Annotated in this window: 24 protein-coding genes and 1 riboswitch; of the genes, 13 read left to right on the forward strand and 11 right to left on the reverse strand. The window is 58.1% G+C overall.

The features are described 5' to 3' along the window. Positions 1-142 precede the first annotated feature (142 nt). From dusB to ntrC, 3 genes are read left to right on the forward strand one after another with little or no spacing between them, the layout of a single operon-like run. Positions 143-1,141, forward strand: a complete 999-nt coding sequence (dusB, locus tag ACP7B1_RS07750) for a tRNA dihydrouridine synthase DusB (protein ID WP_346305426.1) — start codon at positions 143-145, stop codon at positions 1,139-1,141. Continuing rightward, the gene (locus ACP7B1_RS07755) at positions 1,138-2,295 is read left to right on the forward strand and encodes a two-component system sensor histidine kinase NtrB (RefSeq protein WP_223614991.1); all 1,158 of its coding nucleotides are present in this window, start codon (positions 1,138-1,140) and stop codon (positions 2,293-2,295) included. Before dusB ends, ACP7B1_RS07755 begins: the two co-directional genes overlap by 4 nt. A gap of 2 nt (positions 2,296-2,297) precedes the next feature. Then, the gene (gene ntrC, locus ACP7B1_RS07760) at positions 2,298-3,764 is read left to right on the forward strand and encodes a nitrogen regulation protein NR(I) (RefSeq protein WP_426136860.1); all 1,467 of its coding nucleotides are present in this window, start codon (positions 2,298-2,300) and stop codon (positions 3,762-3,764) included. A 104-nt stretch (positions 3,765-3,868) separates the two neighbouring features. Here ntrC and ACP7B1_RS07765 read toward each other — a convergent pair whose 3' ends face one another. The 6 genes from ACP7B1_RS07765 to ACP7B1_RS07790 all read right to left on the reverse strand — a co-directional run bounded on the left by ACP7B1_RS07765 (position 3,869) and on the right by ACP7B1_RS07790 (position 7,695). Then, on the reverse strand, positions 3,869-4,234 hold the full coding sequence (locus ACP7B1_RS07765; protein ID WP_346305502.1) for a hypothetical protein: 366 nt from the start codon (positions 4,232-4,234) through the stop codon (positions 3,869-3,871). After that, a complete protein-coding gene (locus ACP7B1_RS07770) occupies positions 4,234-5,076 on the reverse strand; it encodes a lipid II-degrading bacteriocin (RefSeq protein WP_346305501.1) in 843 nt (280 codons plus the stop codon). The genes ACP7B1_RS07765 and ACP7B1_RS07770 overlap by 1 nt, the downstream gene beginning before the upstream one ends. Positions 5,077-5,501: 425 nt before the next feature. Further along, positions 5,502-5,852, reverse strand: a complete 351-nt coding sequence (locus ACP7B1_RS07775) for a DMT family protein (RefSeq protein WP_105733139.1) — start codon at positions 5,850-5,852, stop codon at positions 5,502-5,504. Positions 5,853-6,017: 165 nt separating this feature from the next. Continuing rightward, positions 6,018-6,668, reverse strand: a complete 651-nt coding sequence (locus ACP7B1_RS07780; protein ID WP_346305500.1) for a hypothetical protein — start codon at positions 6,666-6,668, stop codon at positions 6,018-6,020. Positions 6,669-6,732: 64 nt separating this feature from the next. After that, entirely contained in the window at positions 6,733-7,473 is a 741-nt protein-coding gene (locus ACP7B1_RS07785; protein ID WP_346305499.1) for a CbtA family protein, read from the reverse strand. 12 nt (positions 7,474-7,485) lie between these two features. Next, on the reverse strand, positions 7,486-7,695 hold the full coding sequence (locus ACP7B1_RS07790; protein WP_130269314.1) for a CbtB domain-containing protein: 210 nt from the start codon (positions 7,693-7,695) through the stop codon (positions 7,486-7,488). A 32-nt stretch (positions 7,696-7,727) separates the two neighbouring features. Beyond that, a riboswitch (cobalamin riboswitch) is annotated at positions 7,728-7,878 on the reverse strand. A 47-nt stretch (positions 7,879-7,925) separates the two neighbouring features. Here ACP7B1_RS07790 and ACP7B1_RS07795 point away from each other — a divergent pair. The 9 genes from ACP7B1_RS07795 to ACP7B1_RS07835 all read left to right on the forward strand — a co-directional run bounded on the left by ACP7B1_RS07795 (position 7,926) and on the right by ACP7B1_RS07835 (position 15,141). Next, positions 7,926-8,522, forward strand: coding sequence for a histidine phosphatase family protein (locus tag ACP7B1_RS07795; RefSeq protein WP_346307395.1), 597 nt, complete (start codon positions 7,926-7,928; stop codon positions 8,520-8,522). A gap of 86 nt (positions 8,523-8,608) precedes the next feature. Then, positions 8,609-8,980, forward strand: coding sequence for a copper homeostasis periplasmic binding protein CopC (gene copC / locus ACP7B1_RS07800; RefSeq protein WP_346307396.1), 372 nt, complete (start codon positions 8,609-8,611; stop codon positions 8,978-8,980). Then, on the forward strand, positions 8,980-9,864 hold the full coding sequence (copD, locus tag ACP7B1_RS07805) for a copper homeostasis membrane protein CopD (protein ID WP_346307397.1): 885 nt from the start codon (positions 8,980-8,982) through the stop codon (positions 9,862-9,864). The genes copC and copD overlap by 1 nt, the downstream gene beginning before the upstream one ends. Before the next feature lie 92 nt (positions 9,865-9,956). Beyond that, on the forward strand, positions 9,957-10,697 hold the full coding sequence (locus ACP7B1_RS07810; RefSeq protein ID WP_346307398.1) for an NAD(P)-dependent oxidoreductase: 741 nt from the start codon (positions 9,957-9,959) through the stop codon (positions 10,695-10,697). Positions 10,698-10,894: 197 nt separating this feature from the next. Continuing rightward, positions 10,895-11,302, forward strand: coding sequence for a hypothetical protein (locus ACP7B1_RS07815; RefSeq protein WP_346307399.1), 408 nt, complete (start codon positions 10,895-10,897; stop codon positions 11,300-11,302). Positions 11,303-11,414: 112 nt separating this feature from the next. Then, positions 11,415-12,668, forward strand: a complete 1,254-nt coding sequence (locus tag ACP7B1_RS07820) for a hypothetical protein (protein WP_346307400.1) — start codon at positions 11,415-11,417, stop codon at positions 12,666-12,668. A gap of 219 nt (positions 12,669-12,887) precedes the next feature. Beyond that, positions 12,888-13,763, forward strand: a complete 876-nt coding sequence (locus ACP7B1_RS07825; RefSeq protein ID WP_346307401.1) for an aldo/keto reductase — start codon at positions 12,888-12,890, stop codon at positions 13,761-13,763. Positions 13,764-13,872: 109 nt separating this feature from the next. Further along, positions 13,873-14,079, forward strand: coding sequence for a TOBE domain-containing protein (locus ACP7B1_RS07830; protein WP_223614977.1), 207 nt, complete (start codon positions 13,873-13,875; stop codon positions 14,077-14,079). A gap of 126 nt (positions 14,080-14,205) precedes the next feature. Then, positions 14,206-15,141 carry a helix-turn-helix domain-containing GNAT family N-acetyltransferase gene (locus tag ACP7B1_RS07835; RefSeq protein ID WP_346307402.1) on the forward strand — a complete coding sequence of 312 codons (936 nt, stop codon included), beginning with the start codon at positions 14,206-14,208 and terminating at the stop codon, positions 15,139-15,141. A 12-nt stretch (positions 15,142-15,153) separates the two neighbouring features. Here ACP7B1_RS07835 and ACP7B1_RS07840 read toward each other — a convergent pair whose 3' ends face one another. Beyond that, positions 15,154-15,480 carry a hypothetical protein gene (locus ACP7B1_RS07840; RefSeq protein WP_426136861.1) on the reverse strand — a complete coding sequence of 109 codons (327 nt, stop codon included), beginning with the start codon at positions 15,478-15,480 and terminating at the stop codon, positions 15,154-15,156. 305 nt (positions 15,481-15,785) lie between these two features. Here ACP7B1_RS07840 and ACP7B1_RS07845 point away from each other — a divergent pair, with 305 nt between their 5' ends. After that, complete coding sequence (locus ACP7B1_RS07845) at positions 15,786-16,148, forward strand: DUF6481 family protein (protein WP_346306182.1); 363 nt, start codon at positions 15,786-15,788, stop codon at positions 16,146-16,148. Positions 16,149-16,175: 27 nt separating this feature from the next. On the opposite strand, the gene ACP7B1_RS07850 is transcribed toward ACP7B1_RS07845, so the two are convergent. From ACP7B1_RS07850 to ACP7B1_RS07865, 4 genes are all read right to left on the reverse strand, one after another. Further along, complete coding sequence (locus ACP7B1_RS07850) at positions 16,176-16,688, reverse strand: DUF1993 domain-containing protein (protein ID WP_346306180.1); 513 nt, start codon at positions 16,686-16,688, stop codon at positions 16,176-16,178. Between the two features lie 67 nt (positions 16,689-16,755). Then, positions 16,756-17,838 carry an ABC transporter ATP-binding protein gene (locus ACP7B1_RS07855; protein ID WP_346306179.1) on the reverse strand — a complete coding sequence of 361 codons (1,083 nt, stop codon included), beginning with the start codon at positions 17,836-17,838 and terminating at the stop codon, positions 16,756-16,758. Next, on the reverse strand, positions 17,835-19,376 hold the full coding sequence (locus ACP7B1_RS07860; protein WP_426136862.1) for an ABC transporter permease: 1,542 nt from the start codon (positions 19,374-19,376) through the stop codon (positions 17,835-17,837). The genes ACP7B1_RS07855 and ACP7B1_RS07860 overlap by 4 nt, the downstream gene beginning before the upstream one ends. 210 nt (positions 19,377-19,586) lie before the next feature. Beyond that, the gene (locus tag ACP7B1_RS07865; RefSeq protein WP_346306178.1) at positions 19,587-20,597 is read right to left on the reverse strand and encodes an iron ABC transporter substrate-binding protein; all 1,011 of its coding nucleotides are present in this window, start codon (positions 20,595-20,597) and stop codon (positions 19,587-19,589) included. Between the last annotated feature and the right edge of the window lie 265 nt (positions 20,598-20,862).

Consider the following 20,862-nt stretch of genomic DNA (forward strand, 5'->3'; position numbering starts at 1 on the left):
GCGTTACCTCTTGCCGAGGCGAAAGACCAGAGGTTTAAACGAAATCTCGTCCATTCGAGGTGCTCTTTGCCTTGCCTAGTCCGGTGTTCCTGTCTAAAGGATAGGCGATTGGAAAATTGCATACGAAACAGGCAATAGTGACGTGATCGATCTGAATCAACCACTCGAGATAGGCGGCGTGCCGCTGCGTAACCGGGTGTTCCTTGCGCCGATGTCCGGTGTGTCCGACCTGCCGTTCCGCCAGCTGGCGTGGAAGGCCGGCGCAGGCATGGTCGTCTCCGAAATGGTTGCCAGCGCCGAGCTGTGCACGCGCGAGCGCGGCAACCTGCTGCGGCTGCGTGGAGACGGTCTCGGCACCCATGTGGTGCAGATCGCCGGACGCGAAACAAAGTGGATGGCGGAAGCCGCGCGCATTGCCGAAGGCGAGGGCGCGCATATCATCGATATCAATATGGGCTGCCCGGCCAAGAAGGTGACCGGCGGTTTTTCCGGTTCGGCCCTGATGCGCGATCTCGACCATGCCCTGACGCTGATCGAGGCGACCATCGGTGCAGTGACGGTTCCCGTGACGCTGAAAATGCGCCTGGGCTGGGATGACGAAACCATTAATGCGCCGGAACTTGCCGCCCGTGCCGAACAGGCTGGTGTGCAGATGGTGACGGTGCACGGACGCACGCGCTGCCAGTTCTATGAAGGCAAGGCGGATTGGCACGCCATCCGTGCCGTCAAGGCGGCCGTTTCCATCCCGCTTGTTGCCAATGGCGATGTGTTGAACCGCGACGATGCCAATGGCATTCTCGAGGCGTCGGGAGCCGATGCGGTTATGGTCGGACGTGGCTCCTATGGGCAGCCCTGGCTGCCCGGGACGATCGTTCATGGCGCGCAGAACGGGCAGAACACAGGTCTGATCGCCGATTATGCGGTCGCCCATTACGAAGCGATGCTGGCCCATTACGGCGAGCCGACCGGCATTCGCCATGCGCGCAAACATCTCGGCTGGTATCTGGAAAAGCACGGTGTCGATATCAGCGCGGCTGAACGCGTTTCGATCATGACCGAAACCAATCCGCGTCTGGTTGCCGGGCGCCTGCATGCCGCACTCGCGCGGCCGGACGAACATGACATGAAGAAGGTTGCATGATGACATCGGCAGACAATGTTGCGATGGACGACAAACTGGCCGGGATCGTTCTTAATGCGATCCGCCATCCGGTGATCATGCTCGATGAAAGCGGGCATATTTCCTATGCCAATTCCGATGCGGAAGCGTTTTTCCGCTCCAGCGCCAGCATATTGAGCCGCAACACGCTGGAAATGCTGCTGCCATTCGGCAGCCCGTTGCTGGCTCTGGTCAAGCAGGTGCGGGAAAGCCCGTCGCCCGTCAATGAATATCGTGTCGATGTTTCGTCGCCGCGCCTCGGGCAGGACCGCATTGTCGATCTCTATGTCACGCCGGTCAGCGAAGCGCCGGGATCGATCGTCATCCTGTTCAAGGAGCGGTCAATGGCGGAAAAGCTCGACCGGCAGATGACCCATCGCGGCGCTGCCCGCTCGGTGACGGGCCTTGCATCCATGCTGGCGCATGAAATCAAGAACCCGCTGTCAGGTATTCGCGGGGCAGCACAACTATTGGAAACCGGTCTCAACGATGATGACCGCGCGCTGACGCGGCTGATCACCGACGAGACCGACCGGATTGTCTCGCTTGTCGACCGCATGGAAGTGTTTTCCGACGAGCGCCCGATCGAACGGGAGGCGGTGAACATCCACGTTGTGCTGGATCACGTCAAAGCCATCGCCAAGAACGGCTTTGCCAGCCACATCAAGTTCCACGAAGATTACGACCCGTCGCTGCCTTATGTTTTTGCCAATCGCGACCAGCTGGTGCAGGTGTTTCTGAATCTCGTGAAGAATGCGGCGGAATCCATCGGCACGAGCGAGCCGGGCGAGATCACGCTGTCGACCGCCTTCCGCCCCGGTATCCGCCTGTCGATTCCGGGCATCCGCAACCGAGTCTCCCTGCCACTCGAATTCTGCGTGCAGGATACCGGTTCCGGTGTTTCACCGGATATCATGCCGCATCTGTTCGATCCGTTCATCACGACCAAACCGAACGGTTCGGGTCTCGGCCTGGCGCTCGTTGCAAAAATCGTTGGCGATCACGGCGGTGTCATCGAATGCGATTCCGTACCGCGCAAGACGACATTCCGCATTCTGATGCCCGCATGGCAGAGCGATCCGTCGGACGACGACCATGCGGATGAAATGATTATATCGAAAAAGGCAGGATTCTGATCATGAGCTTGGGCAGCATTCTCGTTGCGGATGACGACGCAGCAATCAGAACAGTCCTCAATCAGGCGCTGTCGCGTGCTGGCTACGATGTGCGCATCACGTCTAATGCAGCCACCCTGTGGCGCTGGATTTCCGCCGGTGACGGCGATCTTGTCATCACCGATGTGGTGATGCCCGATGAAAACGCTTTCGACCTTCTGCCACGCATCAAGAAATCGCGCCCCGATCTGCCTGTTATCGTTATGAGCGCGCAGAATACCTTCATGACGGCAATCCGCGCTTCCGAGGCCGGGGCCTATGAATATCTGCCAAAGCCATTCGATCTGACCGAGCTTGTCAGCATTGTCGGCCGTGCCCTGGCGGAGCCGAAGAAGAAGCCGGAAAAATGGGCCAATGACGAACAGCCGGATACCATGCCGCTGGTGGGCCGCTCGCCCGCCATGCAGGATATCTACCGGGTTCTTGCCCGCATGATGCAAACCGACCTGACCGTGATGATTTCAGGTGAATCCGGCACGGGCAAGGAGTTGGTGGCGCGGGCACTGCATGAATATGGCCGTCGCCGCAAGGGGCCGTTCGTCGCCATCAACATGGCTGCCATTCCGCGCGACCTGATCGAATCCGAACTGTTCGGCCATGAACGGGGTGCTTTCACTGGTGCGCAGAACCGGTCGAGCGGCCGCTTCGAACAGGCGGATGGCGGCACGCTGTTCCTCGATGAAATCGGCGATATGCCGATGGAAGCACAGACACGCCTGCTGCGCGTACTCCAGCAGGGCGAATACATGACCGTGGGCGGGCGCACGCCGATCAAGACCGATGTGCGCATCGTGGCCGCGACAAACAAAGACCTGCGGACGCTGATCAATCAGGGCATGTTCCGCGAAGATCTCTATTACCGCCTGAATGTCGTGCCGCTGCGTCTGCCGCCGTTGCGCGAGCGCGGCGAGGATATTCCCGACCTTGTCCGGCATTTCTTCAAGATGGCGGCAAAGGACGGCCTGCCGGAAAAACGCATCACCGCCGATGGTCTCGACCTGATGCGCCGCTATCCCTGGGCCGGCAATGTGCGCGAACTGGAAAACCTGGTGCGCCGTCTCGCCGCGCTTTATCCGCAGGAAGAAATCAATGCGGATGTGATTGAGGCGGAACTCAAGGCTGACCTGCGGCCGGCGGAGCCATCCTCGGCGTCGATGTCCAACGAGGACATCACCATTGCCCAGGCGGTGGAGCTGAACATGCAGCGCTACTTCCTGTCCTATGGCGATGATCTGCCGCCGGTCGGGCTTTACCAGCGCGTGCTGGAGGAAGTGGAATACCCGCTCATCCTGTCATGCCTGACCGCCACCCATGGCAACCAGATCAAGGCAGCCGAACTGCTCGGCCTCAACCGCAACACTTTGCGCAAGAAAATCCGCGAACTGGGTGTCAACATCTACAAGAACACCAAGAACGATCTGGGCCGTTGATTCATCAGTTCGCTGATTGAACGGCGGATTTAAATGTTGGTTTTCCCAGAGCTTGCTATTTTGTACAAACGGGATCGTACGCTCGTACGATCCCGTTTCTGCATTTAATCAGCCTTGAATGTCTGATCAACTGAAAGCTCTACTCTTTCATCGCAGGCCATTGTGGCGAAGTATCGTCCTATACGTTTGCCATCGCTTTTAACGTAAACCGTGACTTCCCAGCCGCGGATGCCAGAATTGTATCCAAAATCCTCATCCAGTTCGAGATCATCGTACTGAAAGCCATTTTTTGCAATTTTAGTGATGTAAGAAAGTATGCCGTACTTAACTGTTGCGGTTTGCATCTCCGGGCATTGCGTTGTTCTGTCCCTGAGTAATGGGATGCCATAGACGACAAATACGGCAAACAAGAACACCACCGCCACGATGGTCCCGGTCACGCCCAGGACCCATTTCAATAGTTTTCGCATTAGTGCCCCTCCCAGGAGATGGGAATGGAACCTGCCATTGATATGTCATAGTTCGTGCCCGGCAGGAGATTTACTGTTCTTGTGAACAGTTCCTGCATCATTCCACGGTGATCGCTTGGATTGAAATCATAATGATCATCATAGGCGCGAACCTCACCTTGGAAGTTCCATGTTCCGTCTTGATGACGAGTCATGTCCCCTTCTAGCTTCAACGAGATGTTCCCTAGGTACGCCGCTGCAATTGCATTATCTTCTGCTGTGTTATGATTAAATTTCTCAACTACAATGTGTTTCGTTCCGATAAAGTTTGAGTCATTGGTGTACTGACTTAACTGGTTGATTTCTCTTATTTTCACCTGATCCGGCCGAAGGTTGAGACCGATCTGATTTAAGGGGACGCTCAATGCTTCTCCATGGCCTTGAAGATAATGCGCCATGGCCTTGAATGGTGACGCTATTCCTCCGGATAATGTGGTGTCATTTCTGTCATAGGTCTTGGCGCTCTCTGGTTCGGAGTCCGTTCCGTTCAGAAGATCCAAAGGCGTGTTCTGTTTGCCGAGGACATTATCGAGAAATGAGAGACCATTTAGCCAGGTGATGAAATCGCCGGGCGCATCTAGGAGCGCGTTCAGGCCGCTTACAATCCATTTCAGTCCGGGCAGACTGTTGAGAGAATTCCAGAATGCGTTTTGCGTATATTCCTGATATTGATCCCACAATCGATCCATTTCCGTATACGGATTATATAACCTACTCCCCGCCCAACCGGTGAATGAATTGCCGGGATTACTGTCTTCCCAGGATTTAATAATGATTGGTTTCAAGATTATCGTTTCAGGCATGCTCAAATCTCCTTAGTAAAAATAAAAAAGCATCAAAATGAAAATCCGCTTCGCCAAGCCATGCGGGGATAAACGAAAAAGGGACGTCATTACGTTTGAAACAGGCCGGGAGAATGGGATCCTGCGTATTAAATATTCTAAATATCACACATTGTTAATAAATATGATTATTACAGTCAAGAAATAAATGAGGCGCGTTGTTGATGACTTCCTTCATGGCAAAGAATGCTGGGCGGGGTGATCGGCGAGCTTCCGTGAATCCGGTTGAAATTGGTCCTATCCATGCTTTGAAGTTACAGAAAATAGCCGAAACCGGATGCCGCACCGCAGATAGCAAGTAGTCTTTCCCCGCTGTCGGTCCTATAATTATCTGACTAACTATACTTCCCGTCTGCACCATCGAGCACGTGCACGGCCGTTTGATCCTAAAGCGGACCCTTGAACACGAAGAATGCGCCGCCGCAGATCATCGCGAAGCCGACGAGGTGGTTGATGGTGATTTTCTCACCAAGATACATCACCGAAAAACCGGCAAAGACCAGAAGCGTGATCACTTCCTGGATGGTCTTCAGCTGGGCGGCCGAATAGATCTCGTGACCATAGCGGTTCGCCGGTACCGCAAGGCAGTATTCGGCAAAGGCGATCATCCAGCTGATGAGGATGACCAGAAAGAGCGGCCGGTCCGCGAATTTAAGATGGCCGTACCAGGCAAATGTCATGAAAACATTTGAGCCGAGCAACAGGAGGATGGGCCGGATATAATCAAAGGAGGGCATGAAGTGTCCTTGGCTCTAAGCGTCTTGGGGCAGGGAATGCAGTAACGTTCAAACGGTCAAAACGATCCGGTCAGCAGGCTTACGTCAAGTCGCGCGCAGCGGAAAGGGCGATCCGGGGTTTGGCGACAAGACATGCGCGGTGTGGCCTAAAGGCCATAGCCTTGATCAGGTGTTGACAGGCTGTCGTGGCGGGCGTGTCAGATGGATGACGGCAAAAACCGCTGAAACAAGCAGTATCGCGAATCCCAGGAAGGAAAACAGGCTGGTCAGGTGTCCAGGCACATCGCTCCAGCGCGGCCTGATGATATCAGCCGTGTTGTAGGGATCGCCGCTATACTGGCACATAACGAAAGAGCCGCCATTGCGCACAAGTGTGGCATCGAGATCGGAGACAAGGGCACTGACGGCGTCCCGGTGTTCAGGCATGTCACGCATATACACAAGCACAGCCTTCGTCGCAGCAAGATAGGCGTGTGAACAGGCATTGAACGGGCTTTGCTCGTCGGTGACACTGCCGGGGACCATGCCCCAGAGACAATAGCTGTATTGGATATTGGTGTAGTTCAGCAGCCGCCGGAATTTCTCATCGGTGCGGGTCATGCGGGCCGCCAGATCGAGGATCGGCTTGCGGTAGTCAGCGATTACCGCCATTTCACCATGCGACAGGCTTGGAATGGAAATGCCCGACGTATCGGTACCGGCGCTGCTGCGGTGCGCCCATCCGCTTTCGGTTTGCAGCATGAACAGGCATGCGACCAGAGCCAGGAACCAGCCTGCCGGGCATCCCATAGGGATATCGAAGCGTTGCGGTCTCATGACAGTCCCATCGGCAGCGGAAGCCTGAACGCCCGCAGGACGTTCAGGCATAGCGCGACTGCGCTCAGCGTGCCGCATGCAGGCGATAGCGCGGACGCTGTCCGGCCAGAACCCGTTCAGCCAAAGCGCCGAAGAGCAGACCAAGCGTGGTCCAGACGATCACATGGATCCCCAGCGATGCGACGCGGAAGTTCCAGAGAACGGTCGGCGAGAACTGTTCGGGAACTTCGTTGATGGCGGGAAGCGAGTATTGCACCAGCGCAATGAACACGACATAGGCGGCACCGGCCATCAATATCGCGTTCCATGCGCCGTGCTGGGCATAAAGGCGCTTTGCCAGACCCACAGCCGCCGCAAGGGCACCGAGCGAAACCACCAGCATGACGAAGAACAGTTCCGTTCTGGCCCCGATGGTATCCGGGCTGCCAACCGCAGGCGGATTCATCGGGTACTTGATGCAGGGAACGAGAACAATTGCCACAAAACCCGCGAGCGCCAGCAGGGCCGCCGTACTGCGCGGGCTGAGGGAACTGACCCGGCCATGCACAAAGGCAAAGACCAGAGAGAACAATCCGCCAAGCGCGGCACTGTAGACGACAATGCCGGTAAACAGGCCGATGCCGGCCTGTGTCGCCCGCGTGACAAGCTCCGGTTCAGCCGCTGTGCCGGCCGCCTGGCTCATCTTTTCCTCGAAGGCAATGGCGTGATCAACCTGCGGTTCGCCGAACACCCGGGCAAACCCGAACGCCAATAGCCCGGCGATGACCCCTACGATCATGCCGCGGATCAAAAGATCTCTTGTCATTGTTTTGTTTCCTCAGTGGCAGGGAAATCCGAGGAGATGGCGGCCGTCATGAACGAATTCGTGCACATACATGCCCGAGAAGAGCGACATCGCACCTTCTTCCGCACCAATGAAATAGATTGCGAGCAGCATAATCAGCCCGCCGAAAATGGCCCACGGCAAGACTTCGCCAAGAGGAATGGGCGTGACGCCTGCTGACGGCGTAAGAGCGATATCGGACATGAATTTTCTCCCAGAATGACGCGTTCACTAACGGAATAAATGATGTTGCGGCCAGGGTCTGGCTTTCAATCAGTGAAAAAGGACTGATTAATTACAGTGGCGCGACCGCTCCGGAATTTCACCGGCTTCCAAACTCGCAACAGCACGGTTATATCTGTGCGCGCCGCAGACTGTCAATGAACGGTCTGCGGGCTGTTTCCGGTTTTTTCCTGAGGGTTTTGAGGGATATTTTGGCCAGAGCCACGCGGTTGACCCTTGTTTGCCATGGCGCCACACCGGCGGTCCGCACAGGTGCTTTCCCCGCCGACGAAGCGCTTGAACCCGGGGAAGCCCAAAACCTGCAGGCTATTGCCGGGCATTTGCGCCGTGCGCACCGTGTTTTGACCAGTCCGGCGCTGCGCGCCCGGCAAACCGCCGATGCCCTGGGTTTGGAATCCGTTGTCGATGCGGCGTTGGCGGATATCGATTACGGGAAATGGGCGGGGAGGACGCTCGCCGCTGTCCACCAAGCCCACCCCGACGATGTGACGGACTGGATGAACAATCCCGCCTCGGCCCCGCATGGCGGCGAATCGATCCATGATTTTCTCGTCAGGATTGCAGATTGGATGAGCGCGCATATGCATGATGGCGGTCACACAATCGTGGTGACGCACGCTTCCGTCATTCGCGCCGCTGTTCTGAGCGTCTTGCAGGCACCGGATTCCGCATTTTGGCGCATCGATGTCGAGCCGCGCAGCTGTACCGAAATGAGCAGCGACGGCCGCCGGTGGATGCTTCGCGCTGCCGCCTGCGTGCCGCCGCGCCCAACAGGGATTCTGCCATGATCCCGGCAAAAATCAGGCTTAGCTTTCGCCGCGCGGTCACACCCTTTCTCCGGATCCGTCAAATCCGCCCGCTCACAGGAGTTCTCATGTCACGGCTCATTCGTATTTTTGCTGTCGCAACCGTCCTCAATGCCGGCCTGTTGGGGCAGGTATTGGCGCACGCCCATCTTGAATCGGCAGTTCCGGCCGAAAACGCCATCGTGAAGGTCTCGCCCGTCGAGATCGATCTGACGTTTTCCGAGGGTTTGAACCTGAAATTTTCAGGCGCAACGATCACCGGTCCGGGCAAGGCGACCGTATCGACGGGACAGGCCAAACTGTCGATCAACGACCACAAGACACTGGTCATTCCGCTGTCGGCACCCCTCGCGTCGGGGGAATATACCGTGAACTGGACCGCACTTTCCACCGACGGTCACAAGACCAAGGGCAGCTATACATTCACCGTCAAACCCTGATGGGGTTGGAGACCACGCTTGTTCTGTGCAGGTTCGTGCACAATGCATCCACGATGTTCCTGTGGGGCGCGTTTGCCTATCTCGCACTGCTTGTGCCCAAACCTCTGGCGCTGGAGATCGGTGAGCGCCTGCGTCCTGCGAGCGTCATCGCGGTCTTTCTGGCTATCGGAACGATCTTTGCTGCGCTGCCGCTGCAGGCTGGAATGATCGGGCAGGGCTGGAGCGATGCCGTCGATCTCGGAACCATCCGGGACGTGCTGTTTGAGACAAGCGTTGGCCGCGGCTGGGCGATACAGGTCGCCGCCGCCCTGCTTTTGTTGCCCGCATTGGCTCTGTCGCCACGCCGCGCGCACATCGCTCTTGCCATGGCTTCGGGACTGCTTCTGGCAAGCCTGGCATTTTCCGGCCATGCCACAATGCGGGAGAGCTGGATTGGCGCGGCCCACCGTTTCAACGATATGGTGCATGTGCTCTCGGGCGGCGCGTGGATCGGAGCGCTGATACCGGTTATGCTGATCCTTGGCCGGTTGCGCCAGGCGGAATGGCGTGTGGCTGCGCAAACGGCGCTGATGCGGTTTTCGTCGGTCGGTCATGCGGCCGTCGCACTGGTGATTGCATCCGGCGTGGTCAATACCACGCTCGTCCTTCGACGTCTGCCGGCTGATTGGACATCCCCCTATCAGGCCTTGCTGGCGCTGAAGATCACTCTGGTTGTGGTGCTGACCGGACTGGCCCTGATCAACCGGTATGTTTTCGTTCCGCGGATGCGCACCAGCGAGGCAGGTTCCATGCGCGCCATACGGCTCGGAACCCTGACGGAGATCGCACTGGGCATTGTCGTGCTCGGGCTGGTTGCCTGGTTTGGCATGCTCGAACCTGTCTAGGTCGAAAAACGTGAGGGCCATGTCACGTTCGATTGGGCTGTCTCGTCTTGGTGGCGCAAGAGCAATTGCAGGCAATGACAGGAGACAGACACGTGATCAGGAATATCTTTCTCGCAGGCGCCAGCGGCGCCGTTGGCAGGCGGCTCGCACCGCTGTTGGTGGAGGCCGGATATGTGGTGACCGGCACCACGCGAAGCGCCGAGAAGGCCGCTTCCTTGCGCCAGATCGGGGTTGAGCCGGCCATTGTCGATGTCTTCGATGCCGAAAAACTCAAATCCGTTGTGGCTGAGGCCGCGCCCGATGTGATCATACATCAGCTCACGGATTTGCCGCATGGCGTCAGTCCAGCGGCGATGAAGGATTTCATCAGCCGTAATGCCCGCATCCGCAGCGAGGGGACCGCCAATCTCGTACAGGCGGCAAAAGCCGCGGGTGTCGGGCGTATCATCGCGCAGAGCATCGCCTGGGCCTACGCGCCGAAAACCGGTGTGTTCATCGAGACGGACCCGCTTGATCTGCACGCGGACGAACCCCGCGCGACGACCGTTGCCGGTGTCGCGGCCATGGAACAGGCTGTGTTGAACGAGCCGGGCATGGAGGGCATTGTCCTGCGCTACGGCTTTTTCTACGGGCCGGGGACCGGTGTCGATATGCCGGCCAATCCTGATTTGCGCGTCCATGTCGATGCGGCCGCCAGCGCGGCGCTCAGGGCTATCGAGCGCGGTGCAAGCGGCGCCTACAATGTTACCGAGACAGACATTGTCGCCAGCAGCGGGAAAGCCCGCAATGCGCTCGGCTGGGACGCCGCATTCCGCATTGACGGCCGCCCGTAGATCCTCGCGATACCAGGCGCGTGGCGAATCGACAGACGCCTCCCACAGAGTTGGGAGACGGGCAAAGCGCAATCTGGTTCTAGCACAGGTGGCAGAACCGGAATCCGGTGCCCGTTTTGACGGGAGTTTTAACCGTGCTTTCGTTTCAGCTTGGGATGCCATGCCCTATGCTGTGGCCAATCGTCAAAGAATGGCCCATGAAAAACGTGTCCGACCTGAACAGCAAATCTGCCGGCCGCGCCGGCAAGAATACGTTGGAAGAGCAAAGCAGGCAGGCTTTCCTCTCCAGCGCAGCCGGGCGTTCATCGAAAGCGGTAAAGCGCACAATGAGCCAGTATTTCAAGAGCTTGTCGGATGTTGATGCGGCCAGACATCACGTGGAGAAGGCCAGGCGCACCGCCGATGACAGCTTGAACCGGGCCAAAGCTGCACCAAAACCGCATGAAATCACCAACCCGGCCTTTGTTGCGCTGTTCGAGGCGCACCAGCATGACCGGGAGGTGCTTTTTGCTGCCATGCGCGCGCTTGACCGGGCTCAGGAAATGCTGCAATCGGAGGCAGAAAAGACGGCATTTTTTGCCAGGGATGACGATCAGCCGCGCTGAAAGTTGCAATCTATAGGTGAATAAGCACACCGCAAGATTGTATTTTACAGACTTTTGCTTTCCGTCGGCCTATCAATCCGCTGTTCGATGTCATCAACAACGGAAAATCTGCGTGAAAAAACTCATTTCCCTGATCATGGCGGCAAGTTTTGCCTGCTTCGCTTTTTCAGCAGCAGCGCGGGCAGACAATGCCGCGACCGAGCTGTTCCAGAAATATCTCGCCAATGGCCGTATCGGCGAGGCCGACGAGCAACTGCTGGCCTTGGCGACGAAGGCGACGAACAATGCCGATGCGCAGCTGGGGCTGGGCCTTGTGCGCACCGCCCGCGCGTTCGAAAAGCTGGCCCAATCGCTTTACAAACATGGATTTGGTTCGAAATCGGATGGCTATGAATTGTATCTGGGGCTGGGCGCCAGCCAAATCGCCAGAAACGGCAATCCGGAACCCATCACCTATGAGCAGTTCCGCGGTATTCTCGCAACGTTCATTGCCGATCTCGATTCTGCCGACAAGGCACTTGCCTCCGTTGGCGACAAGCCGGCAAAGCTGAAGGTCGATCTTTCCGTTGCCCGGTTTGACTGGAACGGCGATGGCAAGGTTGGACCGGAAGACCATATCGGCCGTGCCATTTCGGATACCAATGAAAACGGCGATCCCCTGCCTTTCATTGTCGGCTTCGACACCGCCGATGCGAAATGGCTGCAAGGCTATGACAATCTGCTGATGGCCGTCGCCAAGGCTTGGCTTTCCCATGATTTTTCCGAAAGCTGGAACAGCAGCTTCAGCGTGGTGTTTCCCCGCGCTGTCTCGACCATGTCGGCGGTCAACGGCAGAGGCGCGGACGAATATACGATGTTCGGGGTGAACAAAGCACAGGCCGATGACATCGCCGATTTCATAACCCTCATTCACACCATCCGCTGGCCGGTTGCCGATACGGCGATGTGGAGCGATGTGCGTGTTCACCTGAAAAAGGTCATTGCACTCAACCGGGAAACCTGGGCTCTCATCGACAAGGAAACCGACGACGATCATGAATGGCTGCCCGGCCCGAAGCAGAAGAGCGGCGTGCTGCCATCCTTCAATGTCACGCAGGAGCGCATCCAGGCCTGGCTCGCGGTATTGTCGCAATTCGAGGCGGCCCTTGACGGCAAGATCCTCATTCCCCATTGGCGCTTTGACAAAGGCGTCAATCTGGCCAAGGTTTTCGACGATCCAAAGCCGTTTGATTTCATCCTCTGGCTCACCGGTCCGGCTGCCGTGCCGTATCTTGAGGACGGCCCGGCGATGAGCAGCGGCGAATGGAACCAGATCACGGCGATCTTCGAAGGAAATTTCGCCTCTTACGCCTTCTATTTCAATTAGAATAAAGCCGTTCGGGTGTCGGCCGATGGCAATCGTTGGCCGATCTCGTGACGAGTAATGAGGGCGGGCGCTTCTTCAAGCCTTAAACTTGTGCCGTTGCGGTCTATATGTATCAAGGACGCACCGCGGCGTGCGTTCACGATCTTGCGCGCGTTCCATGCGCAACAGACGTTCCCGACTTTCATCGAATACTCCAATTCAAACGAAAGAACTGTGACAATGTCCCAATCCATTGCATCCCAATCCGGTACATTCAGAATTGGCGGCGATATCGAAATCAATCGTCTTGGCTTTGGCGCCATGCGCATCACTGGCCGTGGTATCTGGGGGGAGCCCGCCGACAAGCCGGAAGCTATCCGCACGTTGCAGCGCCTGCCGGACCTTGGCGTGAACTTCATCGATACGGCAAATTCCTATGGTCCGGATGTTTCGGAACTTCTGATCAAGGAAGCCCTTCATCCCTATGGCGATATTCTCGTCGCCACCAAGGCTGGCCTTACGCGCGAGGGGCCGGACCGTTGGACGCCGAAGGGTGATCCGAAATACCTGATCGATGAGGCGCATAAGAGCCTTCGCCAGCTTGGTGTTGATCAGATCGGTCTCTGGCAACTGCATCGGATCGACTCGAAAGTGCCGCGTGACGAGCAGTTCGGCGCTGTGAAATCGCTGCTCGACGCGGGTGTGATCCGCCACGCCGGACTGAGCGAGGTGTCTGTTGAAGAGATCAAGGCCGCTTCGAAATTCTTCAAGGTGGCGACCGTGCAGAACCGCTACAATCTCGTTGATCGCGCAAGCGAGGATGTCGTGGATTACTGCACGCAGAACGGAATCGGCTTCATACCCTGGTTCCCGCTGGCTGCCGGAGATCTGGCAAAGCCAGGCTCGTTGCTGGACACCATCGCTGCCCATCACAAGGCGACGCCGGGCCAGATCGCCCTGGCATGGGTGCTCAAGCGCAGCCCGGTCATTTTGCCCATACCGGGAACATCCAAGGTCAGGCACCTTGAGGAAAACGTCGATGCCGCGAGGATCAGCCTCTCAGATGAGGAATTCAGCGCGCTTGACCGGGAAGGCAAGGCACACGCCGGACGATAGATTTCCTTGGGAAAACGCAGAAAAGGCCCGGTTTTCCGGGCCTTTTTCTTTTGCTTCTTGTAAACAGCATTCGCCCGTCTAAAGTGCGGCAAACAACAGGAGAAACGCCATGAAGATCAGTGCACGCAATCGGCTGAAAGGGACAGTTGTCGAAGTGACAAAGGGGGCAACGACGGCCCATGTCCGCATCGATGTCGGCGGTTCAATCGTCACGGCATCAATCACCAACGAAGCCGTTGACGAGTTGCAGCTGAAGGTTGGCGACAGTGCCTATGCCGTCGTCAAGGCTTCCGACGTCATGGTCGCCGTTGACTGATTGACCAGTCACGCCGGCAATGAAGGTGCCCGTTCGCGGGCACTTTCCGTTTGTGCCGACAACCGCTTGCCTTTTAATGTTGACTGAGTCAATACTCAAGCCAGTCAACAGCAAAGGAATGGGCCGATGTCGGAACCGGTCGCAGAAATACGCACGTTCAATCGCTTCTACACCCACATTATCGGCCTCTTGGATGAGCATCTGACCGACAGTCCGTTTTCGCTTCCCGAAGCGCGCATTCTCTATGAACTTGCCAATAATGACACCGTCAAAACGGCTGCCGACCTCTCGCGGATACTCGATATGGACACCGCGCAGATCAGCCGGATACTGGCGCGGTTCAAAGCGCGCCAGCTTGTCTGCAGTACGGTCAGCACCGATCATGCCAAGCTGCGTATTCTCTCGCTGACGCCGGAGGGGCAGGCTGCCTTCGCAGCGCTGGACCGAAGCGCAATCGACAGGGCCAATGCGGTGCTTGCGCCGCTCGATACAGCCCGTGTCAGCCGCTTGACCCAATCCATGCGCGAGATCCGCTCCATACTGGACAATCGATCCGAAACGGTCAGCCCGGCTCCGGCCTACATCTTGCGGGCTCCCAGGGCAGGTGATCTTGGCCTGGTCGTTCACAGGCAGGCCTATCTTTACAACAAGGAATACAATCTGGATTGGACGTTTGAAGGTCTGATCGCCGGCATCATGTCCGGGTTCATCGCAAACTTCGATCCGGCACGGGAGCAGGCGTGGATTGCCGACCGGAATGGTGAAATTGCCGGGTCGGTCTTTCTCATGCGCACGGACGACCCGCAGGTCGGCAAATTGCGTATGCTCTATGTGGAACCGTCAGCGCGGGGATTGGGCATCGGCTCGGCGCTTGTTGCCGCCTGCATCGAGCGGGCGCGGGCGGTCGGCTATCACAAGCTTACCCTCTGGACAAATGACTTTCTGCTTTCGGCCCGGCGCATTTATCAGGACGCGGGATTCAAGCTCATGGAGGAAGAACGGCACCATTCGTTCGGGCACGACCTTGTCGGCCAGACGTGGACACTTGATCTGCGGGCGTAATGAGTGCTGACCCTAGGACTTGACGCGGCGCAGAAGCTCGCGGGCAATCTGCAGCACATCCTTTTCGCGGATGCTCACCGTGACATCTTCGACATCGTCGATGGTTTCGCCGGCAACCAGCCGGATCGGGTTATGGCCCTTGGCAACAATCATTGTCTGTACCCGGCGCGGAATGGCCGGCAACAGGAAGCGTTTGACGCATTCGACCAAGACCTCGCGCTTGTTGGGTGCCAGCTTGCCGAGTTTTTCGCGCAGCAGCGCGCCAAACATATTGCCGTCGGCAAAACCAAATTTGCTATCAAGATCAAAGGCATGCAATTGATATTCAAAGTGAGCCATGTTGCTCTCCCATGGGCGTCCGTCCGTGGTGCCAGATTGCGACGCCTTATCGTTTCCAGAGATATGGTGCGTGACCCGAAGGTTTTCACGTTCTTTTTGCCAATCGACACCAGATATTACAATGAGCCGGAAATCTTGATAATTCAATTGGTCTTTAGACGGGGCTTTCATTGTCACGGCGCGCCGGGTAGGTTACAGGAACTCTATCTGCGGCGCCGCGCGATGCGGTGCGTTGTAGCGTGAACGGCAGGTGCCGGGCGCGCCTCCGGCAGATCCAAAACGACCCATACAAGGACTACCCCGGTTTGAAACATCTCAATGAATTCGCTGATCGCCGCAAAGCGGCGGCCGAGGCCAAGCAACTGCTTCTCAAAAAGTTCGAAAAAGCACCCAAGCCAACCGACCCGGAGGTGCAGGCAAAACGCGCAGAACGGGAAGCCATTGCGGCGGCACGTGCGGCACGGCAGGCAGAACGCGAGCGCGTAAAGCAGGAAGAGCGGGACCGCAAGCTTGCCGAGGCGGCAGCCGTGGCAGAGGCAGCAGAAGCCGCCGCAAAGGCGCTTCAGGCCGAGTCAAGCAACCGGATCGCCCGCGTCATCGCCGATGAGGCCGAGCGCAAGGCGGAACGCGATCGCCGCTACGCTGCCCGCAAGGCAAGACAGCGCTAACGGCTTTTTACTCCAAGGGTTCTGACCCTAGTTGCTGTAGGCGCCCAGATAATCCAGCTTGCCGATGGGAACCCCATTGTGCCGCAGGATGTCATGGGCGGTGGTGACGTGGAAAAAGAAGTTCGGCAGCGCGAACTGCAGCATGTAGTCATGGCCGCCCAGATGCGCCTTGTGCGGACCAAAGCTCAGGGTAACCTCGCGGCCTTCGCTGTCATCGAGCACTGATGTGTCCAGGCCTTCCAGAAAGGCCACGGTCTTGTCTATCCGCGCCTTCAGATCGGCAAAGCTCACTTCATCGTCGGGAAAGCTTGGCACTTTGACATCGGTCAGGCGGGCAATGGTCGCCTTGGACGTGTCGCTGGCCCGTTGGATCTGCCCCGAAAAGGGCAGCATGTCGGGGGCCAGGCGCGCGCTGACAAGCACGGAAGGGTCGATCTTCTTTTCCTGCGCATAGGCTTCGGCCTTGGCAATCAGCGCCGAAACGATCGAAAACCCGCGGATAAAGACCGGGACTGAAATCTGGTACATGGAAAGCGGCATGGGTGTTCCTTCCGGGAGCATGCTTGTTTAAGCAGTTGCGCTTTCCGATTCCGGAACAGCAACCGCATCAGGCAAATATATGCGGCTCGCCAAGGACTTCAATGCGCACATGATCCCCGGTTGCAGGAAGATTGACCGCGGAACACTTTATCTGCACCGGCGCGGCCCTCTGGCCGTTGCAAGAACCGTGGTCTCCCATGATGGCAAGCGTCACTGTGCACACCGCCCCGCCAAATTCGATGTCAACGACCCTGCCATAACCGGCATTCTCGTCAGGGGCAGCCACGGCGTCGCTCTCGGTGACGGAGACTAGTTTCAGCTGTTCGGGGCGCAGCATGATTTCCGCTGTGCCCAGCCGTTCGGCTGTCTGCGCCTTCAACCGGCCAAACGCGCAATCGATCCAGCCGTTGCCGATCTGCGCCGGCAGCAGAATTGCATCGCCAAGAAACGAGGCCGTCGTGCGGTCCGACGGGTTCAGATAGAGCGAGCGCGGCGGTCCGGCCTGAACCAGTTTGCCCTGCCGCATCACGGCGACCTGATCGGCAAAGGACAGGGCCTCCGCCTGATCGTGGGTGACCAGAATGGTGGTAATGCCGGCTTTTTTCAGAACCGCAGCAACAGCCTTGCGCATGTTTTCGCGCAGACCGGTGTCGAGCGCGGAAAACGGCTCGTCCAGCAGCATCAGTTTGGGCTGGCGTGCCAAAGCCCGGGCAAGCGAGACCCGTTGCTGCTGTCCACCGGAAAGCTGATGCGGCCGGCGGTTCAGCATGATGGGGTCGAGCTCGACCATATCCATGAGGGCAAGGATGCGCTGGCTGCGGTCGGGACTACGCTTGTCCAGGCCAAAGCCGATATTGTCGGCGACGGTCAGGTGCGGGAAAAGCGAGCCATCCTGCGTCACGAACCCGACACTGCGGCGATGCGCCGGAACGATCGCCGCACCCTCGGCCAATACATCGCCATTCAGTGTCACCTGGCCGCTGTCCGGGGCTTCAAACCCGCCAATGAGGCGCAGCAGAGTGGTCTTGCCCGATCCCGATGGTCCGACAACCGCCGTACGGCTGCCTGCTGCGACTGACAGCGTGACGTCATCGACGGCGGTGGTGACACCGTATCGTTTTGTTACACCGCGAATGTCGAGAAAGGTCATCGTCCAATAATCCGTTTCGATTGGGCATGCAGCAGGAGCGTGAGGGGCAGGGACAGCACCACCATCATCAGTGCATAGGGCGCGGCAGCCGCATAATCAATCTCGCTGGTCAACGACCAGAATTCCGTCGCCAATGTTCGCGTGCCATTGGGCGCAAGCATCAGCGTGGCCGTCAATTCATTGGTAATGCCGAGCGCCACCAATGCGACGCTGGCGGCGGCGCCGGGCGCAGCCAGCCGCATGGTAATGCGCGTGACCGCCTGCACCGGCGTGCGCCCAAGCGCCATGGCGGCCCGCTCCAGTTCGACAGGCGCCTGCGCGATGCTGGCCCGCAGTCCGACGAGGGCGCGCGGCAGGAAAAGCAGACCGTAGGCGAGCAGCAGCGTCGCGGCGGTCTGGTAAAGCGGCAGGACAACACGCACCGTGATGGTCACAAGTGCCAGCGCGACCACGACCCCGGGCAGGGAGCCGACATAATAATGGCAGGCCTCGAGGGCCCGCTGCATGCGGCTGGGAGCCCGCACCGAAAGCCAAGCCATGGGGGTCGCTGCGACGGTGGCCAGCAAGGCCCCGGCAACAGCCAGCAGCAGTGTTGTCCCGAAGGCAGTGCCGATTTCGTTCAGCTTCCACACCGACGTGCCGCCGGCAATCAGCCAGCGGCCAAGGGTGACGAATGGAACGCCCAGCGCCAGCGCCGTGGTTGCCAGCGGAATGAGCAGGCAGGGCAGGGCAAGCCAGCCCAGCCGGTATTTTGTGATCGGGCGCGCCGATCCCGAGCCGACACGCGCATAACGTTCATTGCCGCGGATCAACGCTTCGAGTGCCAGCAAACCGGCGCAGCACAGCACCAGAACACCGGCCAGCATGTTGGCGGCAGGACCGTTGAAGGTCGACTGGAACTGGTCAACGATGGCTGTCGCGAAGGTATCGAAGCGGATCATGACGAAAAGGCCGTATTCCGCCAGAAGATGCAGGCCGATCAGCAGGGAGCCGCCGCAAATGGCAAAACGCAGCTGCGGCAGGAGCACCCGGAAGAAGACCCGCCACGGACCGAGGCCAAGCGATGCGCCGACATCTTCCATGGCCGGATCGACGCGCCGCATCTGCGCCGCGACCGGAAGATAGAGAAACGGGAAATAAGCCAGAACGGAAACCAGCACGCCGCCGAACAGGCCATGCAGGCTGGGGGCCATGCTGATCCAGGCATAACTGTGGACAAATGCCGGGACGGCAAGCGGCGCAACCGCGAGCCACGCCCACAGGCGGGCGCCGGGCAGGTCGGTGCGCTCGGTCAGCCAGGCAAGGCTGACCGCCAGAACGATGGAAAGCGGGATTGTCCAGACTTCCAGCAGCACCGTATTGATCAGCAGTTCACCGACGCGGGCGCGGAACACCAGGGTGACGACCGTATCCCAGCCGGTCTGGATGGTCACCCAGATGACGAAACCGAGCGGCAGAAGGCTGAGCAGGGCAACAAGCCCGGCGAGGCCGAAAACGGATAAAAACGGCAGGCGACGCACGGCATGATGCGGGACCAAGGCCAGCTGCGCTGCAGCTGCATTGGGACGTTGGCCGTTTATTGATCCGGTAGACAACAATTCACATTTGCTTTCATATGCACGAACACCCGCCGGCGGCCAGATTGGCCTTCATACCCGAAGGGGAATCGAACAACACCCCCTGCAAGATCAAATGTCTGTGCAGGAGGTGTCCAGAGTTATTTCATTGCCGGCTAACCGGCATTGTGGTTACAGCAGGCCCGCTGCCGTCATCAGGTCCGTCACCTTCTTGCTGTTCAGCTTCGAAGGTTCGACCTTCGGCGCCTGCAGATCGGCCAGAGGCACCAGAGCGGCATTGGATGCCGCATCCTTGCCAACGGCATATTCGAAGGAATCCCCATCCTTCAAGATTGCCTGGCCAGCCTTGCCGGTGACCCACTTCAGGAACGCCTGGGCATCTTCCTTGTGCTTGCTCGAAGCCAGAACACCGCCGCCGGAAATGCTGACGAATGCGCCCGGATCCTCATGCTTGAAGTAGTGCAGGGACACGTTCTTGGTGTTTTCGCCGGTTTTGGCCTTATCGCCGAAATAGTAATAGTGATAAATCACCGCGCCTTCGATTTCTCCGGCATTGACGGCCTTCATGGCAACGCTGTTGCCCTTATAGGCGGTCGCATTTTCCTTGAGTGCCTTCAACCACTTGGCTGTGGTTTCCTCGCCCTTGAGTTCCAGAAGCGCGCTGACGATTGCCTGGAAATCCGCGCCAGCCGGTGCGGCGCCCCAGCGGCCCTTCCAGCTTGCATCGGCAAGGTCGAGCAGCGACTTCGGCAGCTTGTCTTCCGTCAGCTTGTTCTTGTCATAGGCGAACACGGTGGAACGGGCGGCAACGCCGGTCCAGCGGCCATGTTCCGGGCGGTAATTGGCCGGCACCTGATCGAGCACTGCCTTGTCGAGCGGTGCGAACAGCTTGGCATTGTCGACCAGAACCACTCCCGGGGAATTCTCCGTCAGGAATGCGTCAGCCGGGGAAGCAGCGCCTTCCTGCACGATCTGGTTGGCCAGTTCCATGTCCTTGCCGTTGCGGATCGTCACCTTGATGCCGGTTTCCTTGGTGAACCCGTCGGCCCACGCCTTGGTCAGGCTTTCATGCTGCGCATTATAAACAACGATGCCATCGGCGTTCTGCGCCATTGCCGGCGCGGCGATCAAGGCAACAGCGAGCGCCGCGGCACTTGCAAAAGTCGGAAAGTTGATTTTCATGAAAACCTCTTTGATTTGTATGGCTTGCAGAGCAAATTTCGGTTGCGCCAGCAATGGACCCCGGAACAAGTGAGCCATACAAAACATGAGCGGTCTGGTCAACAAAAAATGGTTGGCGTTTATAACCCAAAATGCCTATCACAAAATAGTTATCACCCGCATTGTCGGGTGTGATTTGCGTTCCGGCGCAAAGAGGAATCTACTCGTTTTGTCCGCGATTTTGGCGTGCCTCAGGCACGGCAGTGCGGCATTGAAAAACTTTCAG

It is taken from the genome of Phyllobacterium sp. SL163, assembly GCF_049896885.1.
Lineage (GTDB): Bacteria > Pseudomonadota > Alphaproteobacteria > Rhizobiales > Rhizobiaceae > Phyllobacterium > Phyllobacterium calauticae.

What these genes read in the sequence shown, in the direction of transcription:
- ACP7B1_RS07755 (WP_223614991.1), top strand. Translation starts at nt 1,138, where the DNA reads ATGATGACATCGGCAGACAATGTTGCGATGGACGACAAACTGGCCGGG.
- ntrC (WP_426136860.1), top strand. Translation starts at nt 2,298, where the DNA reads ATGAGCTTGGGCAGCATTCTCGTTGCGGATGACGACGCAGCAATCAGA.
- ACP7B1_RS07765 (WP_346305502.1), bottom strand. Translation starts at nt 4,234, where the DNA reads ATGCGAAAACTATTGAAATGGGTCCTGGGCGTGACCGGGACCATCGTG.
- ACP7B1_RS07770 (WP_346305501.1), bottom strand. Translation starts at nt 5,076, where the DNA reads ATGCCTGAAACGATAATCTTGAAACCAATCATTATTAAATCCTGGGAA.
- ACP7B1_RS07775 (WP_105733139.1), bottom strand. Translation starts at nt 5,852, where the DNA reads ATGCCCTCCTTTGATTATATCCGGCCCATCCTCCTGTTGCTCGGCTCA.
- ACP7B1_RS07780 (WP_346305500.1), bottom strand. Translation starts at nt 6,668, where the DNA reads ATGAGACCGCAACGCTTCGATATCCCTATGGGATGCCCGGCAGGCTGG.
- ACP7B1_RS07785 (WP_346305499.1), bottom strand. Translation starts at nt 7,473, where the DNA reads ATGACAAGAGATCTTTTGATCCGCGGCATGATCGTAGGGGTCATCGCC.
- ACP7B1_RS07790 (WP_130269314.1), bottom strand. Translation starts at nt 7,695, where the DNA reads ATGTCCGATATCGCTCTTACGCCGTCAGCAGGCGTCACGCCCATTCCT.
- copC (WP_346307396.1), top strand. Translation starts at nt 8,609, where the DNA reads ATGTCACGGCTCATTCGTATTTTTGCTGTCGCAACCGTCCTCAATGCC.
- copD (WP_346307397.1), top strand. Translation starts at nt 8,980, where the DNA reads ATGGGGTTGGAGACCACGCTTGTTCTGTGCAGGTTCGTGCACAATGCA.
- ACP7B1_RS07815 (WP_346307399.1), top strand. Translation starts at nt 10,895, where the DNA reads ATGAAAAACGTGTCCGACCTGAACAGCAAATCTGCCGGCCGCGCCGGC.
- ACP7B1_RS07825 (WP_346307401.1), top strand. Translation starts at nt 12,888, where the DNA reads ATGTCCCAATCCATTGCATCCCAATCCGGTACATTCAGAATTGGCGGC.
- ACP7B1_RS07830 (WP_223614977.1), top strand. Translation starts at nt 13,873, where the DNA reads ATGAAGATCAGTGCACGCAATCGGCTGAAAGGGACAGTTGTCGAAGTG.
- ACP7B1_RS07835 (WP_346307402.1), top strand. Translation starts at nt 14,206, where the DNA reads ATGTCGGAACCGGTCGCAGAAATACGCACGTTCAATCGCTTCTACACC.
- ACP7B1_RS07840 (WP_426136861.1), bottom strand. Translation starts at nt 15,480, where the DNA reads ATGGCTCACTTTGAATATCAATTGCATGCCTTTGATCTTGATAGCAAA.
- ACP7B1_RS07850 (WP_346306180.1), bottom strand. Translation starts at nt 16,688, where the DNA reads ATGCCGCTTTCCATGTACCAGATTTCAGTCCCGGTCTTTATCCGCGGG.
- ACP7B1_RS07855 (WP_346306179.1), bottom strand. Translation starts at nt 17,838, where the DNA reads ATGACCTTTCTCGACATTCGCGGTGTAACAAAACGATACGGTGTCACC.
- ACP7B1_RS07865 (WP_346306178.1), bottom strand. Translation starts at nt 20,597, where the DNA reads ATGAAAATCAACTTTCCGACTTTTGCAAGTGCCGCGGCGCTCGCTGTT.